Source organism: Scandinavium sp. (assembly GCF_051650185.1).
Classification (GTDB): domain Bacteria; phylum Pseudomonadota; class Gammaproteobacteria; order Enterobacterales; family Enterobacteriaceae; genus Scandinavium.
Window position 1 is genome coordinate 1 of sequence record NZ_JBOFIN010000138.1, and the last position, 16,307, is coordinate 16,307.

At 55.0% G+C, this 16,307-nt stretch carries 14 protein-coding genes and 4 tRNA genes; all 18 read right to left on the reverse strand.

The window, feature by feature from the left end; translation table 11 throughout:
* Nucleotides 1-30: 30 nt before the first annotated feature.
* Nucleotides 31-107 (reverse strand) — tRNA-Pro (locus tag ACRCWW_RS18930).
* A gap of 42 nt (nt 108-149) precedes the next feature.
* Nucleotides 150-235, reverse strand: a tRNA-Leu gene (locus ACRCWW_RS18935).
* Nucleotides 236-259: 24 nt separating this feature from the next.
* Nucleotides 260-335, reverse strand: a tRNA-His gene (locus ACRCWW_RS18940).
* A gap of 56 nt (nt 336-391) precedes the next feature.
* Nucleotides 392-468: transfer RNA gene (locus tag ACRCWW_RS18945), tRNA-Arg, on the reverse strand.
* 102 nt (nt 469-570) lie between these two features.
* The gene (gene thrP, locus ACRCWW_RS18950; RefSeq protein WP_438683766.1) at nt 571-1,956 is read right to left on the reverse strand and encodes a bifunctional threonine/serine APC transporter ThrP; all 1,386 of its coding nucleotides are present in this window, start codon (nt 1,954-1,956) and stop codon (nt 571-573) included.
* A 161-nt stretch (nt 1,957-2,117) separates the two neighbouring features.
* A complete protein-coding gene (wecG, locus tag ACRCWW_RS18955; RefSeq protein ID WP_438683767.1) occupies nt 2,118-2,858 on the reverse strand; it encodes a lipopolysaccharide N-acetylmannosaminouronosyltransferase in 741 nt (246 codons plus the stop codon).
* Nucleotides 2,859-2,869: 11 nt separating this feature from the next.
* Entirely contained in the window at nt 2,870-4,216 is a 1,347-nt protein-coding gene (wzyE, locus tag ACRCWW_RS18960; RefSeq protein ID WP_438683768.1) for an ECA oligosaccharide polymerase, read from the reverse strand.
* The gene (locus ACRCWW_RS18965) at nt 4,213-5,292 is read right to left on the reverse strand and encodes a TDP-N-acetylfucosamine:lipid II N-acetylfucosaminyltransferase (protein ID WP_438683769.1); all 1,080 of its coding nucleotides are present in this window, start codon (nt 5,290-5,292) and stop codon (nt 4,213-4,215) included. Before ACRCWW_RS18965 ends, wzyE begins: the two co-directional genes overlap by 4 nt.
* Complete coding sequence (gene wzxE, locus ACRCWW_RS18970; RefSeq protein WP_438683770.1) at nt 5,289-6,539, reverse strand: lipid III flippase WzxE; 1,251 nt, start codon at nt 6,537-6,539, stop codon at nt 5,289-5,291. The genes ACRCWW_RS18965 and wzxE overlap by 4 nt, the downstream gene beginning before the upstream one ends.
* Nucleotide 6,540: 1 nt before the next feature.
* Nucleotides 6,541-7,671 carry a dTDP-4-amino-4,6-dideoxygalactose transaminase gene (gene rffA, locus ACRCWW_RS18975; RefSeq protein WP_438683771.1) on the reverse strand — a complete coding sequence of 377 codons (1,131 nt, stop codon included), beginning with the start codon at nt 7,669-7,671 and terminating at the stop codon, nt 6,541-6,543.
* A gap of 4 nt (nt 7,672-7,675) precedes the next feature.
* Nucleotides 7,676-8,350 (reverse strand): dTDP-4-amino-4,6-dideoxy-D-galactose acyltransferase, encoded by a 675-nt coding sequence (gene rffC / locus ACRCWW_RS18980; RefSeq protein ID WP_438683772.1) that lies wholly within the window; start codon nt 8,348-8,350, stop codon nt 7,676-7,678.
* A complete protein-coding gene (gene rfbA / locus ACRCWW_RS18985) occupies nt 8,328-9,209 on the reverse strand; it encodes a glucose-1-phosphate thymidylyltransferase RfbA (protein ID WP_438683773.1) in 882 nt (293 codons plus the stop codon). Before rfbA ends, rffC begins: the two co-directional genes overlap by 23 nt.
* Before the next feature lie 17 nt (nt 9,210-9,226).
* The gene (gene rffG / locus ACRCWW_RS18990) at nt 9,227-10,294 is read right to left on the reverse strand and encodes a dTDP-glucose 4,6-dehydratase (RefSeq protein WP_438683774.1); all 1,068 of its coding nucleotides are present in this window, start codon (nt 10,292-10,294) and stop codon (nt 9,227-9,229) included.
* On the reverse strand, nt 10,291-11,553 hold the full coding sequence (gene wecC / locus ACRCWW_RS18995; protein ID WP_438683775.1) for a UDP-N-acetyl-D-mannosamine dehydrogenase: 1,263 nt from the start codon (nt 11,551-11,553) through the stop codon (nt 10,291-10,293). Before wecC ends, rffG begins: the two co-directional genes overlap by 4 nt.
* The gene (gene wecB, locus ACRCWW_RS19000; protein WP_438683776.1) at nt 11,550-12,680 is read right to left on the reverse strand and encodes a non-hydrolyzing UDP-N-acetylglucosamine 2-epimerase; all 1,131 of its coding nucleotides are present in this window, start codon (nt 12,678-12,680) and stop codon (nt 11,550-11,552) included. Before wecB ends, wecC begins: the two co-directional genes overlap by 4 nt.
* 54 nt (nt 12,681-12,734) lie before the next feature.
* Nucleotides 12,735-13,781, reverse strand: a complete 1,047-nt coding sequence (gene wzzE / locus ACRCWW_RS19005) for an ECA polysaccharide chain length modulation protein (protein WP_438683777.1) — start codon at nt 13,779-13,781, stop codon at nt 12,735-12,737.
* A 21-nt stretch (nt 13,782-13,802) separates the two neighbouring features.
* A complete protein-coding gene (gene wecA / locus ACRCWW_RS19010; RefSeq protein WP_438683778.1) occupies nt 13,803-14,897 on the reverse strand; it encodes a UDP-N-acetylglucosamine--undecaprenyl-phosphate N-acetylglucosaminephosphotransferase in 1,095 nt (364 codons plus the stop codon).
* Between the two features lie 235 nt (nt 14,898-15,132).
* The coding region (rho, locus tag ACRCWW_RS19015; protein ID WP_438683779.1) for a transcription termination factor Rho at nt 15,133-16,307 on the reverse strand (1,175 nt) is incomplete at its 5' end.

Genomic DNA, 16,307 nt, shown 5'->3' on the forward strand with positions numbered 1-16,307 from the left:
AAAAAACCCCGCCGAAGCGGGGTTCAAAATTGGTCGGCGAGAGAGGATTCGAACCTCCGACCCACTGGTCCCAAACCAGTTGCGCTACCAAGCTGCGCTACTCGCCGATGTACTGCTTTTTGAATTTTTAGTTCAATTCTGTAGAGTTATGGTGCGAGGGGGGGGACTCGAACCCCCACATCCTAAGGACACTAACACCTGAAGCTAGCGCGTCTACCAATTCCGCCACCTTCGCATTGCCATAAAACTCTTAAATTAATGGGGTGGCTAATGGGATTCGAACCCACGACAACTGGAATCACAATCCAGGGCTCTACCAACTGAGCTATAGCCACCACTGAAAATCTTTTCTACGCGGTCATAAACCACCGCAGCTCCGACACCGGGTTAATGGTGCGCCCGACAGGATTCGAACCTGAGACCTCTGCCTCCGGAGGGCAGCGCTCTATCCAGCTGAGCTACGGGCGCTTAGCGCCGTTGCGGGGTCGGATAATACGGACTTCCCCCCCCGCTGTCTAGTGCCTTTTTAAATAAAATGTTCGTTTGCTCATGCTTTGTGCATTTTGTCGTTTATTCCTTCACTTTCTGCGGATCGCCGACACGATGAAGGCCCAAAAGCTTATACAGCACCGTCACCACCGCCAGGAAGAGAATGCCAACAAACAACGACATGCGCGTATCTTCATTGAATCCCATACCGATCAGCACGCACTTCAGGAACGCCATCGTCAGGTAGTTCGTCCACGGGAACAGCACTGAGCGGAACGGGTGATTCACCATCGCCTGCTTGTGAGCCTCACGGAAGCGCAGCTGGCTGATCAGGATAACAAACCACGGTACCATGCCCGGCAGCACGCTGGCGCTGTAGACATAGACAAACACCCGCTGTGGATTAGGAATAAGGTAGTTAAGGCACGACCCAAGCAGCAAAATGGCAATCGACACAGCAACACCCACCACCGGCACGCCATTGCGGGAAAGCGTCGCCACCTTAGCGGGTAATTGGCGATTCTTCGCCAGCGCGTAGAGCATACGCCCGCAGCTATACATACCGCTATTACACCCTGATAGCGCCGCCGTCAGCACCACAAAGTTGATGATCCCCGCCGCGGCGGTAATGCCAATCTTCGCGAATGTCAGGACAAACGGGCTGCCTGTGGTGCCAATTTCATTCCACGGGAAAATGGTGACGATAACGAAAATCGCGCCCACATAGAAAATCAGGATGCGCCACAGCACCTTGCCCACCGCGCTGCGCAGCGTGACCTGAGGATTTTTGGCCTCACCCGCCGTAATGCCAATCAGCTCAACGCCCTGATAGGAAGCGACGACAATACAAAGCGCAGTCAGGAAGCCTTTCCATCCGCCCGCAAAAAAGCCGCCATGTTCCGTCAGATTGCCAAAACCAAGCGACTGTCCGCCATTGCCGAAACCAAAGAAAATGACGCCCAGCCCGACCACAATCATCACGATAATGGTGGTGACTTTGATCATCGCAAACCAGAACTCCAGCTCGCCGTACAAACGCACGGCGGCAAGGTTCGCTAACGCGACCAGCGCGACGGCTATCAGCGCGGGGATCCATTGCGCCATATCAGGGAACCAGAACTGGACGTACACCCCAATCGCCGTGATTTCGGATATCCCCACCGCCATCCACATAAACCAGTACGACCAGGCGGTGAGATAGCCAAAGAACGGGCTCATGTAGCGATGTGCGTAGACAGCGAAGGAGCCGGTGACCGGTTCGAGGAACAGCATTTCGCCCATCGAGCGCATGATGAAGAACACGAACAACCCGGCGATGATGTACGCCAACAGGACAGACGGGCCAGCCCATTTCAGCGTGCTTGCCGAGCCCATAAACAGGCCCACGCCAATGGTGCCACCGAGGGCGATTAATTCGATGTGTCGCGCTTCCAGCCCTCGCTGTAGCGCCGATTGTTTCTCAGCCATAGATCCTCATGTATTTGCAACGTTCCGGTCGGTGCCGGTTATTGTTATGAAAAAATAAGGGGCGCATGGTTGAATAAAATCGGTGGAATGGCAAACAAAGTATTAATTATACGAATGTATTGCACAAATACTGTGCAATACAGTGTTAAAGCGGAAGGGGATCAGAGGTTGCCGGAATAGTGCCAGCGAAGGTAACGCAGTAAGCGTAACTGACGGCTGATGCGGCTCGGCTGGGACAACAAGCGATACAGCCACTCCAGGCCAAGCTGTTGCCAGATTTTCGGCGCACGCTTCACGTGACCTGTAAAGACGTCGTAGGTCCCGCCAACGCCCATGTAAAGCGCATCAGGATGAACATCGCGGCAATCACGCATAAAGATTTCTTGCTTTGGCGACCCCATGGCCACCGTGACAATTTTCGCTCCGCTGGCATGAATGCGCTCAAACAGCGCCGCCCTGTCCTCGGCTTTGAAGTAGCCATTCTGGCTGCCCACGATGTTGACGTTCCACTGCTGGCGAAGCTTCGCTTCCGTCTGGGCCAGCACTTCAGGCTTGCCACCCACCAGAAAGACGGGTGTTCCTTCAGCGCCCGCTCGCGCCATCAGCGCTTCCCATAAATCAGCCCCCGCCACGCGTGAAACATTGGCCTGCGGATATTTTTTGCGAATCGAACGCACAACGCTGATGCCATCGGCATACTTAAACTCCGCCGCCTCAATCAGCGTGCGCACGTCGGCATTGTCTTCCGCCGTCAGCACTTTCTCCGCATTGATGGCAACCAGCGTGCCCTGCTTCATTTCCCCGTCGGCGTAGAGATAATCGAGCGCATGCTGCATATCCCGCCAGCCGATAAGTTGCAGCCCACGCACGGTGTAAAGCGGTGCTGCTGTCGAATCCGTCATGTGTTTCCTTCTCAAACCAGAGGTTGCGGCTGTGTGCTTACGCGCTTGTGAACAAGCCCGGCACAGTCCAGCAGCCAGTAAAGCAATTTGGCAATCAGCAGGCAGAGCCCGAAAATCACCAGGAAAAAGACCACGCGGGAGACAAACGAGTCCAGCCCCTCTCGCGCCAGCACAATCATGTTGAAGATAGCCCCAAAACAGAAACTGTGCAGAATGGCCGCTTTATAGCGGTTCGTTTCGCGGTTGCCGAGCAGATAGAGCCAGTCGAACCATTTAATGATTAACCCCACAACCACCGCGCCCAGTGGAATAAACCACGCGCCGCCCATCACCACCAGCGAGCCGATAAGCGTGGGTGAAATCGCCAGCCCGGAATGGTTATTCAGGACTTCCCAGGTAAAGTAGTTGGCGGTATTGAGCACAATCCCGGGTCTGTCTGGCCACAGCCAGGTCGGGATGAACACGTAGAAGTCGCGCACAATCGGGGCCAGCCCCTGGAAATCGATTTTGTCGTAATTTTGCAGCAGCAGCGCCAGGTTCTCCCACGGCGAGAAGGTGTCGCGCGTGAGATACAGGAAGGTGTAGAACGCTTCATCACCGCTGACGTTCATGCCATAACGCTTCAGCGCCAGCCAGAACATGCCGACGATCCCCATCACGCCTGCCGCCGCCAGCATCCATAACGAGATCCAACCGCGAATGATGCCAATGAACAGGAAGATAGCGAAGGCGATAATGATGTTGGCGCGGGTGCCGCCGACGATCACATAGGTTAATAAACCAAAAGCCACGGTGCTGACGAGGAAGAAAATCCACGCTTTGCTGTCCTGGCGCAGGAAATAGACCACCAGCATCGCTGGAATGAAGAAGTAAAAAAAGCGCTTCAGGGCCACGCCAGAGACTTCACTGGAGAAAATCTGGCTGTAGGAGTGCAGCTTAAACAGCAGAAAACCGTTGTGGGCAAAGAAAATGCCGACGCTCACCAGCGCAATCAGCGCCAGCATCAGCCACGTCAGATGGGCTTCCACCCGGTTAAGGGTAAATAACGGGCGGCGTTCACTCTGCGAACGGGCAGCACGCAGGCGAGTTTTATAGGTCACGTAGTAAATCGCGTAGAAGCACGCCGCCGACAACAATGCCTGAAGCAAGATCTCCGGCGGCGCCACGCCGACGTCAAAACGGAATACCAGCGTCATCGACAGCGGGAAGCCGAAGAAAAACGTCAGCAGGAAAAGCAGCGAGAAAAAGACATTGAAGTTAAAGCGTACGCGACGAAACTCAAACCAGGTCAGCGTGGCAATAAACAGCGACGAGAACAGCCACACCACCAGCAGGCCGGTAAACTGCATCAGGCTCATTGCGATTCTCCTGCCGCTAGCTGCAGCGCACGGTGCCACGGTTCAAGATAATTGGGGCGAAAGAAAGCTATCTGCGTTTTATCCACGCTTTCCAGCTGACGCTGAGCTTCGCGCACGACGGCAACATCAAGCTTGTCGGCGGTGAACAGCACCGGAATGTGCTGTTCCGTCATATCCTGCCAGAAGGGATTTTCGCGATTCAGAACGCACGGGATCCCCGCCTGAATCAGCAAACAAAGCGTGCCAATACCTTGCTGGCGTGGGAACAGGAAGTACCCCAGATCGCAACGGCGCAACAGCGCCAGATAGTCGTTAAACTCAAGTTTCTGGTCGAGTATGTTCAGGTGTTCCGGGCTGAACAGCGCTTCCCCTGCGGCACGGACTTCACGAATGTAGTCGTCATTATTTGCCGGATAGCCCATCGGGACGACGACGTTAACGGTGTCGCCAAACTGTTCATGGATGGCCTTCAGGGCGGCGACATGATCGTTACTGCGGTCGCCCGAATTGCCCACCAGCACGGTCAGCACATCGCCCTCACGAGAAGCTATGCTCATCTCATTTAATGTCGGGTCCATGCGCGTCGGGAAATAAAGCAATTCACTTTTCACACGCGGATGCTGCCGGGCAAAGGTATTGAGATCGCCACGCGTGGCAAACACTCTGCCAACACGCCCTTGCGCCAGGCGACGCAGTGGGTAGAACAGACGGAATTTCAGGCCCCGGGAAACTTCATACAGATCGGCTCCCCAGATATGCCAGTTAAACTGGGCCGGCTTAATGCCACCCGACAGCAGCGCCAGCCACAGGCCGAAATTGAACTGCCCGTGGAAAAAGAAGCGCTGAGAGCGATTCGCTTTTGCTTTCGCGAGAACCGCATCGGCCAACGCTTTCTTGCTGGCATAAAAGCTCAGCGTGAGCGCCGGGTAGGCTTCATGTTGTCCCTTCTCCGTTCCCACCACCATAAATTCACGGGCGTGCTGCCCTGAGCCCGCAAGCTCATCGTTGAAGAACCGCAGTACGGTCTGGTTGTGGTGCGGGATATCCGATCCCAAAACGTGTATCAGTGCAGTCATGCCCGTTTACGCCAGATTAAAAATACGCCGCTACACAGCGCAAAATAAACAATGTAAGTAGCCATGTAGGCCTGTGCTGCGCCCAACGCGCCGTGAACCGGGATCAGCCAGTGAGAAAACGCGGTCAGCAGCGCAAACTGGCTGATCTCCGTCAAAATATAAAACCGCAGCGACGCTTTGGCGATCACCAGATAGCCGTAGACGTAAGCACCCACTTTCAGGACGTCGCCCACCAGTTGCCAGGCGAAGAGATCGCGCATCGCGGTAAACTTCGCCGAAAACAGCAGCCAGATGGCGAAGTCGCGCAGCAGCCAGACGGTCAGGCTTGCGGCCGCCACAGCCGGAAGCACAAACTTCAGCGATTTGACGATTTCGCGGGTGATATCAGCTTTCGCCGTTAACCGGGATAAAGTAGGTAACAGATAGACGCTAAACGAGGCGGTAATAAACTGCAAATAAGCGTCTGAAATACTGCTGACACCCTGCCAGATCCCCACTTCATCCCAGCTGTAATGCGCCGCCAGCAGGTTTCGCATCATGACGTACGCCACTGGCAACGTTACCGAGGTGATCAGCGCCATCAGGGTAAATTTGCCGAGCTGGCCCGCCAGGAAAGTATCCCACTTTGGTTTTAACCAGGAAAACGAAATCACTTTTCGCTTCGCCAGCATGATGCCTGCCGGGAGAACCACTAAAGCAGGCACCAGCGCCAGGCCCAGCAATGCGCCTTCATAACCGCCAAAATGCCAGCTTATAAAATAAGCCGCCACGCCGATGAGGCTCCCGGCAATCAGCGCCAGTGCGTTTCCGGACGCATCGCGAAAGCCTTTCAGCAGAGCCAGCAGCAAATTCGCCCAGGCGATACCCATTTGCACCAGGGCGACCAGGCGCACCAGCCCTTGATAATGCGTGTGCCCAAACAGGCCCTGGCTGATGGGTGCCGCAGCCAACAAGAAGATGACAGCCAGCAGCGTGGAAAACCCCAGCACCATCGCTGAAGAGGTGCCCACGACTTTGCGCAGTTGCTCAGGATTATCGTGGTATTGCGCGACATATTTGGTCACGCCATTGAAGATACCTGCGCCAGCCAGCACGCCCAGTACCGTAACCAGCTGGCGGAAGTTACCCGCCTGGCCGACGCCGGACGGGCCATAAGCGACCGCCAGCAGTTTAACCACCAGCAGGCCAGCGCCAATTTTTACCAGCGTGCTGGCGGCGGTCCAGATTGAAGCTTTTGCCAGTGACATATCAGGCGAAATAGCTCAGCAGCGAGTTGATCACCGTGCGCTGATTAACAGTAGACAGATTGTAGAACAGCGGCAGGCGTAGTAAACGCTCACTTTCTTGCGTGGTGAAACGATCTTCACCTTTGAACTCACCAAACGCTTTACCCGCAGGTGAAGAGTGCAGCGGGATGTAATGGAACACCGCCAGGATCTCTGCCTCTTTCAGCCAGGCAATGAGCTTGCTGCGATCGTCTTCATCACGCAGCTTGATGTAGAACATATGCGCGTTGTGTACGCAGTCGGCCGGAAGGGTTGGCAGCTCAATTCGCCCGGCTTCTGCCAGCGGCTTCAGCGCGTCGTAATAGGTTTGCCACAGGCTTAAGCGCTGCTGGTTGATGCGATCTGCCGCTTCAAGCTGCGCCCAAAGATAGGCGGCCTGCAAATCGGCCATCAGGTAGCTCGACCCGATATCACGCCAGGTGTACTTGTCCACCTGCCCACGGAAGAACTGGCTGCGGTTGGTGCCTTTTTCACGAATGATTTCCGCCCGTTCCACCAGCGCTTTATCGTTAATCAGCGTTGCGCCGCCTTCTCCACCTGCGGTGTAGTTTTTGGTTTCGTGGAAGCTAAAGCAGCCAATGTGCCCGATGGAGCCGAGCGCCCGACCTTTGTAGGTCGACATCACGCCCTGTGCGGCATCTTCGACGACGAACAGATTGTGCTTTTTGGCAATCGCCATGATGGTGTCCATTTCACAGGCCACACCCGCATAGTGAACCGGCACGATAGCGCGGGTTTTGTCGGTGATGGCCGCTTCAATCAGCGTCTCATCGATATTCATGGAGTCACGGCGCACGTCGACAAACACGATTTTTGCCCCACGCAGCACAAACGCATTGGCGGTCGAGACAAACGTGTAGCTCGGCATGATCACTTCGTCACCCGGCTGGATATCCAGCAACAGCGCGGCCATTTCCAGTGAAGCAGTACAGGACGGCGTCAGCAAGACTTTGGCGCTGCCGAAGCGCTGTTCCATCCACTGCTGGCAGCGGCGGGTAAAACCACCGTCGCCACAGAGCTTACCGCTGCCCATGGCAGACTGCATGTAATCCAGTTCGGTGCCGACTACCGGCGGAGCGTTAAAAGGAATCATCGTGTCACCTGTATAACCACCAGGCAGTGCTCTCAATCGTGGCACCACTGGCAATGTAGAGTTTAAGTGCAGCGGCGTTGCCCATTTGGGTTGCCACTCGCAGCGTTGTCAGACGGCGTTGACTCGCCCAGCGTATCGCCGCCTGCATCAACTTTTGTCCTGCGCCACGCCCGGCCAGCAAGCCAATGCGCGCTTCGCTTTCGTTTAACTGACGAAGGGAGACAAAAGCGTGAATATCCTCGCCCTCATCCCTGAAAATCAAACACTGGTGATCGAACGTGCCGCGAACGGCATTTTCAATCCACTGCGCGTAGAAACGCCCGCTGGCCCCTTCCGCATACCAGGGCGTGCGAAAGCGGCTCTGAGCAAAGGCCTGGGCCGCTAATTCACGCAAGCGCGGAATATCGCTTTCAGTGGCTATCTCAGGTTGCGGATCGGCACAGGCCACCGCCGGCAACGTCAAATCCACTTCACCTTCAACAAGATGAAAGCCCAGGCGCTGCAAAGCATCCAGCCAGTCCGTGCGATGCGCCGGGATTTTCGCCTGAACGCGCGACCAGCCTGCCAGCGCGGAGTCTGTCAATTCCCCGGCTTCGTCGCTAAAACGCACGATGGCGCTGTTGACGCCGAAGAAGTGATTCTCCCAGTGGAGAGGCTCAATACTGGCGCGGACGGGCACGAAGTAACTCCAGCAGATATTGGCCGTAGCCGGTTTTGGCCAGCTGCGTGGCGGCGCGTTTTACGCCTTCGTCATCGAGCCAGCCGTTTCGCCAGGCTATCTCTTCCAGGCAAGCAATTTTAAAGCCCTGACGTTTTTCCACCGTCTGCACAAAGGTACTCGCTTCAATCAGGCTGTCGTGCGTGCCGGTATCCAGCCAGGCAAAACCACGGCCTAACAGTTCGACCGTGAGTTTGCCGTCTTCAAGATACATCTGGTTGATGGAGGTAATTTCCAGCTCGCCGCGCTCGGACGGTTTGACGCGTTTGGCGTATTCCACGACGTTACTGTCGTAGAAGTAGAGCCCGGTCACCGCCCAATTGGATTTGGGCTCTTTCGGTTTTTCTTCCAGTGAGAGCGCGCGGAAGTTGTCGTCGAACTCCACCACGCCGAAGCGTTCGGGGTCCATCACCTGATAACCGAAGACGGTCGCCCCTTCCGTACGCGCTGCAACGCTGCGCAGTTTTGGGCTGAAACCCTGACCAAAGAAGATGTTATCCCCGAGCACCAGACAGGACGGCTGGCCTGCAAGGAAGGTTTCCCCGATGATAAAAGCCTGCGCGAGGCCATCCGGGCTCGGCTGTTCGGCATAATGCAATTCGATGCCAAACTCTGAGCCATCGCCCAACAGGCGCTGGAAATAGCTTTTATCTTCCGGGGTGGTGATGATCAAAATTTCCCGAATCCCCGCCAGCATCAGTACGGACAACGGGTAATAAATCATCGGTTTATCGTAAACAGGCAGCAGCTGTTTCGACACACCTCGCGTAATCGGGTGTAAACGTGTGCCGGAACCGCCAGCCAGAATAATACCTTTCATTTGTCCTCCCGGGAGGGTTAGCCTTTCAGGCCCAGACGCTCGCCCTGATAGCTGCCATCCAGCACCTGTTTCCACCAGACTTCGTGGGCCAAATACCACTGCACGGTTTTGCGCATGCCGCTTTCGAAGGTTTCATCCGGCGTCCAGCCCAGCTCGCGTTCGATTTTCGCGGCATCGATGGCGTAGCGAACATCGTGCCCAGGTCTGTCGGTGACAAACGTGATCAGGTCTTTATAGTGCGCCACACCCTGAGGTTTTTGTGGCACCAACTCTTCCAGCAGCGCGCAAATAGTCTGCACAACGTCAATGTTCTTGCGCTCGTTATGACCGCCGATGTTGTACGTTTCGCCCACCACACCGGTGGTCACCACGCGGTAAAGTGCTCGCGCATGATCTTCCACATACAGCCAGTCACGAATTTGCTGGCCGTTGCCGTAAACCGGCAGAGGTTTGCCCGACAACGCATTCAGGATGGTCAGCGGGATCAGCTTCTCCGGGAAATGGTAAGGGCCGTAATTGTTGGAACAGTTAGTCACCAACGTGGGCAGGCCGTAGGTACGCAGCCACGCTCGAACCAGATGGTCGCTTCCCGCTTTTGAAGCGGAGTAAGGACTGCTCGGCGCATAAGGGGTTGTTTCAGTGAAGAAATCATCGCTGCCGTGCAGGTCGCCGTACACCTCATCCGTGGAAATGTGATGAAAACGGAAGGCGTTCTTTTTTGCTGCCTCCAGCTGATTCCACCAGGCGCGTGTTGCTTCCAGCAGCGTATAAGTCCCGACAATGTTGGTTTCGATAAAAGCAGCCGGGCCGTCAATCGAACGGTCGACATGGCTTTCCGCAGCCAGGTGCATCACCAGGTCAGGTTGATGCTGAGCAAAGACCCGATCCAGCGCCTGGCGATCGCAAATATCAACCTGCTCGAAAGCAAAACGCTCGCTTTGTGCGACGGGCGCCAGCGAGGCAAGATTACCGGCGTAGGTCAGCTTGTCGACAACCACTACGCTGTCAGTCGTGTCATTGATGATGTGACGCACCACGGCGGAACCGATAAAGCCCGCCCCACCGGTAATCAGGATTTTTTTCAACGCCAGACTCCTTTGGTATCGACGATGAACGCCTGAGCGACAGCGTTGCCATCAATCGCTTTGAACTGCTGATGATCAACCAGCATCACCAGCACATCGGCGCTGGCGAGAGCATCCTGCAGGGTTGCCAGGGTCGCTTTCCCGGCCAGCTGTTTCGGCAACTGATGGATATTCGGCTCCACCACCAGCGTTTCACCGCTGTGCCAGTCGGCAATGAGTTCTGCGATTTCCATCGCCGGGCTTTCACGCAGGTCGTCAATGTTCGGCTTAAACGCCAGACCAAAACAGGCAATGGTAACGTCAGCAGCACGCTTACCGCTGGCGGTCAGACAGTCTGCAACGGTGGCTTTGACCTGATTCATCACCCAGTGGGGTTTGTGATCGTTCACTTCGCGGGCAGTGCGAATTAAGCGCGCCTGCTGCGGGTTCTGCGCGACGATAAACCAGGGATCGACGGCGATACAGTGCCCACCCACGCCTGGACCCGGCTGCAAAATATTCACGCGCGGGTGACGATTCGCGAGGCGAATCAGTTCCCAGACGTTGATGCCCTGATCGGCACAAATCAGCGACAGCTCGTTGGCAAACGCAATGTTAACGTCGCGGAAGCTGTTTTCGGTCAGTTTGCACATTTCCGCCGTGCGGGCGTTCGTCACCACGCACTCACCTTCGAGGAAGATGTTGTAGAGCTCGCTGGCGCGGGCAGAACATACCGGCGTCATGCCGCCAATCACGCGGTCGTTTTTAATCAGTTCCACCATCACCTGCCCTGGCAACACACGCTCCGGACAGTAGGCGATATTGACGTCAGCCTGTTCACCCGCCTGCTGCGGGAAGCTCAAATCCTGGCGGAGTTCAGCCAGCCACTGCGCCATTTGCTCTGTCGCCCCCACCGGTGAGGTGGACTCCAGAATCACCAGCGCGCCTTTTTTCAGCACCGGGGCAATGGATTTAGCGGCGGCCTCAACGTAGGCCATGTCCGGCTCGTGATCGCCTTTGAACGGCGTTGGCACGGCAATAAGATACGCATCGGCCTCAACGGGCGAAGTGCTGGCCCGGAGATAGCCCCCGGCAACCGCCGCTTTCACGACTTTATCAAGGTCGGGTTCGACGATATGAATTTCACCGCGGTTAATGGTGTCCACCGCATGCTGATTGATATCCACACCTACCACTTGCTTTTGCCGTGAGGCAAATGCCGCTGCCGTCGGCAGGCCGATGTAGCCGAGGCCAATCACAGAAATGGTCGAAAAACTCATAGCGTTACCTGATTGTTTTTAAGGGCTGACAAAATGCGGCTGCAGGCCTGTCCATCGCCATAAGGATTATGGGCGTGGCTCATGGCCTGATACTCCTCTTTGTCTCTTAGCAGACGCGTGACTTCATCAACAATACGCTGACGGTCGGTGCCCACCAGGCGCACAGTGCCCGCCTCAACGGCCTCCGGGCGTTCTGTGGTTTCACGCATCACCAGTACTGGCTTGCCAAGAGAAGGCGCTTCTTCCTGAATCCCACCGGAATCAGTGAGGATCAGCCAGGCGCGGTTCATCAGCCAGACGAAAGGAAGATAGTCCTGCGGCTCAATGAGGAAGACATTGTCCACATGGCCCAGAATTCGGTTAACCGGCTCACTGACATTCGGATTGAGGTGCACCGGGTAAACAATTTGCACATCCGGATTCGCTGCGGCGATTTCCGCCAGCGCCTGGCAAATCTGTTCAAATCCACGCCCGAAGCTTTCCCGACGATGGCCTGTGACCAGAATTAATTTTTTGTCGTGATTCAGGAAAGGGTAGCGTTCGGCCAGGTTTGCGCGTAATGCCTCATCGCTGAGCACTCTGTCGCGAACCCACAGCAAGGCATCAATCACCGTGTTGCCGGTGATAAAAATGTTGCGGTCAGAAAGGTTTTCACGCAGCAGATTTTGGCGTGAATTTTCCGTTGGCGCGAAATGGTACATCGCTAAGTGACCGGTCAGCGTGCGGTTGGCTTCTTCCGGCCACGGCGAATAAAGGTCGCCAGTGCGTAAACCGGCTTCAACATGCCCAACGGGAATGCGCTGGTAAAACGCTGCAAGGCTTGCAGCAACCGTCGTAGTAGTGTCGCCATGTACCAGCACAACATCGGGTTTGAAGGATTCGAGTACCGGTTTTAGCCCCTGCAAAATTCGGCAGGTGATCTCCGTGAGCCCCTGTCCCGGGCTCATGATATTGAGATCGTAGTCAGGCACGATGGAAAACAGTTTTAACACCTGATCCAGCATTTCCCGATGCTGTGCGGTGACGCAAACTTTCGCCTCGAAATGAGGATCCTTTGCCAACGCATGAACCAGCGGCGCCATCTTGATCGCCTCCGGACGTGTGCCAAATACGGTCAGTACTTTCACATCGATTCTCTTTGGTAGACGATGAAGGCTTACGCCTTCATCAGGATGGTGCTGTTACTGAGGACGACGACGAGCCAGCGCAACACCTGCGCCAATCAGAGCCCCCACAATGCCCCACATCACCATCAGAAAGACGCGGCGAGGACTGTCGCGTTTTACCGGTTCTTCTGGCGTACGCAAATAACGATAGGTCTGAAAATGGCTGTCTAAGGTTGGACCTACACTCAGCGTCGTCAGCATCGCCCGGTTTTGATCATAGTCGAGATCAAATTCCGGACCGACGGATTGCAGATTCTCCAGACGCGCCTGAAGCATCGGACGCCCCAGAAGGAAGAGTTCAGAATCAGGAAGTTCGCCCACCGGCACATCGGTTTCGCTGCGTGAGATATTGTTCTGCTGAGCCACTTTCAACGCTTCCTGAACGCTGTGAATGCGTCTGTCGAAGATTGACTGTGCGGCCTCTTCCTCACGCTTCACCTGAGCTTTCATCTGCACGGTGCGCGCCGCCCAGGCCCCTTTCAGTTCATCGTTCAGATGGCCTGCGGCACGCTCGCTGGCAAACGCCACATACTGGCGCAGGAGGTTGTTGGCATCCGGTGCCGTTTCAGCGACCAGCTTCACGCTGTCGTTGACGTTTTTGAGCACATCGCCCGGGGTAAACACGATGTCGTTGATTTGGTCATCAAGCAGCGCAGCATCTGCTCGGGCATTGCCCGATTTACGCTGTTTGTAGTAATCCGTTTGCAGCCAGAATTCACGGCGGGTATCCCAGGAAGCCAACTGCATGATGAACTCTTTGTAGGATTCATCCATCACCGAAGGCTGATCGGTGGAGGCGAGATTGGCTTTAATGTCCAGGTTGCGGAGAAACTGCTGCTGAGAGTAGTAACCGCCCAGCATATTCACCGTTGGGCGATCGGTAATCGCCGTCGCGCTCCACTCCTGCCGGGCGAAGAAGGTGTAGATGAGCACAATCAGAGCAAACAGAAATGCAATGCCGACAATCCAGCGTTTTCCCGCCCATAACGTACGAAACAGACCGCGAATATCCAGTTCATTTTCAGCGTTCACTGAGTTTGCTCCCGGTAATTGTTGTGTCATCGCTCTTCCAGATTGTTGGGGTTAGGTTGGACGTGTCGTACTTTTACGGCGCATTCTGCGCTTCACGCGTTTGATAAAGCGCGCCACTTTCCATGCACGTTTAATACAGTAGCCGTACAGGAAAAACGCCACTAAAAACAGGATCAGCATGCCCCATTCAGGAACAATGTGGGTGTATTCGCCCAACACGCCAATTCCCGCTAACAGCGCTGCCGCGAGGGTGATAAGCACAAATGCCTGCCGGGAGGTAAACCCTGCACGCATGATCAGGTGGTGGATATGCTGGCGGTCAGGAGAGAACGGGCTCATCCCTTTGCGCAGACGGCGATACATTATCGCCACCATATCCATCAGCGGGATCGCGATAATCCACAGCGCCGTGACCGGGCTAATCGGGTGCGTTTTCCCCTGCGTGGTTTCCAGGAGGATCCAGATGACGGTGAAGCCGATTAAGGTACTGCCAGCATCACCCATGAAGACTTTATAGCGACGGCCCAGAATGCCAAGGTTGAGCATGATGTAAGGCACAATCGCGGCGATCATCGCAAAGCACCACATCGCGAGGCTGGTCTGCCCGTCGAACCACAGGATGAGGCCCATCGCGGCAAAGGACACGCAGGAAAGTCCGCCCAGCAGGCCATCGATACCATCGACCATGTTGAAGGCGTTAATCGCGGCCCAGACGGCAAACAACGTCAGGAAATAACCGAATGGCCCTAAAACCAGCTCCCATGAGCCAAAAATATAGCCCAGGCTCATCAGGTGCAGATTGCCGACAAACATCATGACAATGCCTATCAACGCCTGAACAGTCGCCCGGATTTTTACGCTGATATCGAATCGGTCATCCAGTGCGCCAATGAATACCAGCACACCCGCGCAGGCCAAATAGAGCATGGCATGGGGTATGTAGGCGTTAACGATTGCAAACGTGAAGCATATCCCTGCATACACTGAGATGCCGCCAACCAGAGGGATCAATCCTTGATGACGTTTACGGTAGTTGGGTTTATCCACCAGTCCGACCTTTTTAGCGACCTTGCGGGCGAAAAAAAGGAACAGGGTTGTGAACAAAAAAATACTGATCAGATCAGTACTGGCGGTCAGTAAATTCACAATTGGTGCTCTCTGGAAAAATTATTAGCGAAAGTATACTCACGATAGCCGCTCGCCTGAAGAGGAATACGACTGAGTTTTAAGGGGATTGTTGTAATTTTAGCCAGAAATGACGACATCAACCCTAACACCTCAAAAAACTCATCCCTTATGGGCCTTTTTCGCCGGTTTGATCGCCGTGCGCTAAAAACAAAAATGCCACGCGACTGCGTGGCATTTATCAGCGTCAGAAGACTTACGAACGCTTCATCATATCGAAGAAATCGTCGTTGGTTTTGGTCATCGCCAGCTTATTAATGAGGAACTCCATTGCGTCGATTTCACCCATTGGATGGATGATTTTGCGCAGGATCCACATTTTCTGCAGCTCTTCCTGAGTGGTGAGCAGCTCTTCTTTACGGGTACCGGAACGGTTGTAGTCGATAGCCGGGAAGACACGCTTCTCAGCAATCTTACGAGAGAGGTGGAGCTCCATGTTACCGGTGCCTTTAAACTCTTCGTAGATAACTTCGTCCATTTTGGAGCCTGTATCGATAAGCGCCGTCGCGATGATGGTCAGGCTGCCGCCCTCTTCCACGTTACGTGCCGCACCGAAGAAGCGCTTCGGACGATGCAGGGCGTTAGCGTCCACACCACCGGTCAGAACTTTACCGGAAGCCGGTACGACGGTGTTGTAGGCACGAGCCAGACGAGTGATGGAGTCGAGCAGAATGATAACGTCTTTTTTATGCTCAACCAGACGCTTCGCCTTCTCGATAACCATTTCCGCAACCTGAACGTGGCGAGAAGCGGGTTCGTCAAAGGTGGAAGCTACCACTTCACCCTTAACCAGACGCTGCATCTCGGTCACTTCTTCCGGACGTTCGTCAATCAGCAGGACCATCAGCACGCAGTCTGGGTGGTTGTACGCAATGCTCTGTGCGATGTTTTGCAGCAGCATGGTTTTACCGGCTTTCGGCGGGGCAACAATCAGGCCGCGCTGGCCACGACCGATTGGCGACGCCAAATCAAGTACGCGAGCCGTTAAATCTTCGGTGGAGCCATTTCCACGTTCCATACGCAGACGAGAATTCGCGTGCAGCGGCGTTAAGTTCTCGAACAGGATTTTATTACGCGCATTTTCCGGCTTGTCGTAGTTAACTTCGTTAACTTTCAACAGAGCAAAGTAACGCTCACCCTCTTTAGGAGGACGAATCTTACCGGAAATGGTGTCACCTGTGCGGAGGTTGAAACGGCGGATTTGGCTGGGGGAAACGTAGATATCATCGGGGCCGGCGAGGTAGGAGCTGTCTGCGGAGCGGAGGAAACCAAATCCATCCTGCAGAATCTCCAGCACACCGTCGCCAAAGATATCTTCGCCACTCTTCGCGTGCTGCTTCAGGATGGCAAAAATGATGTCCTGTTTGCGCA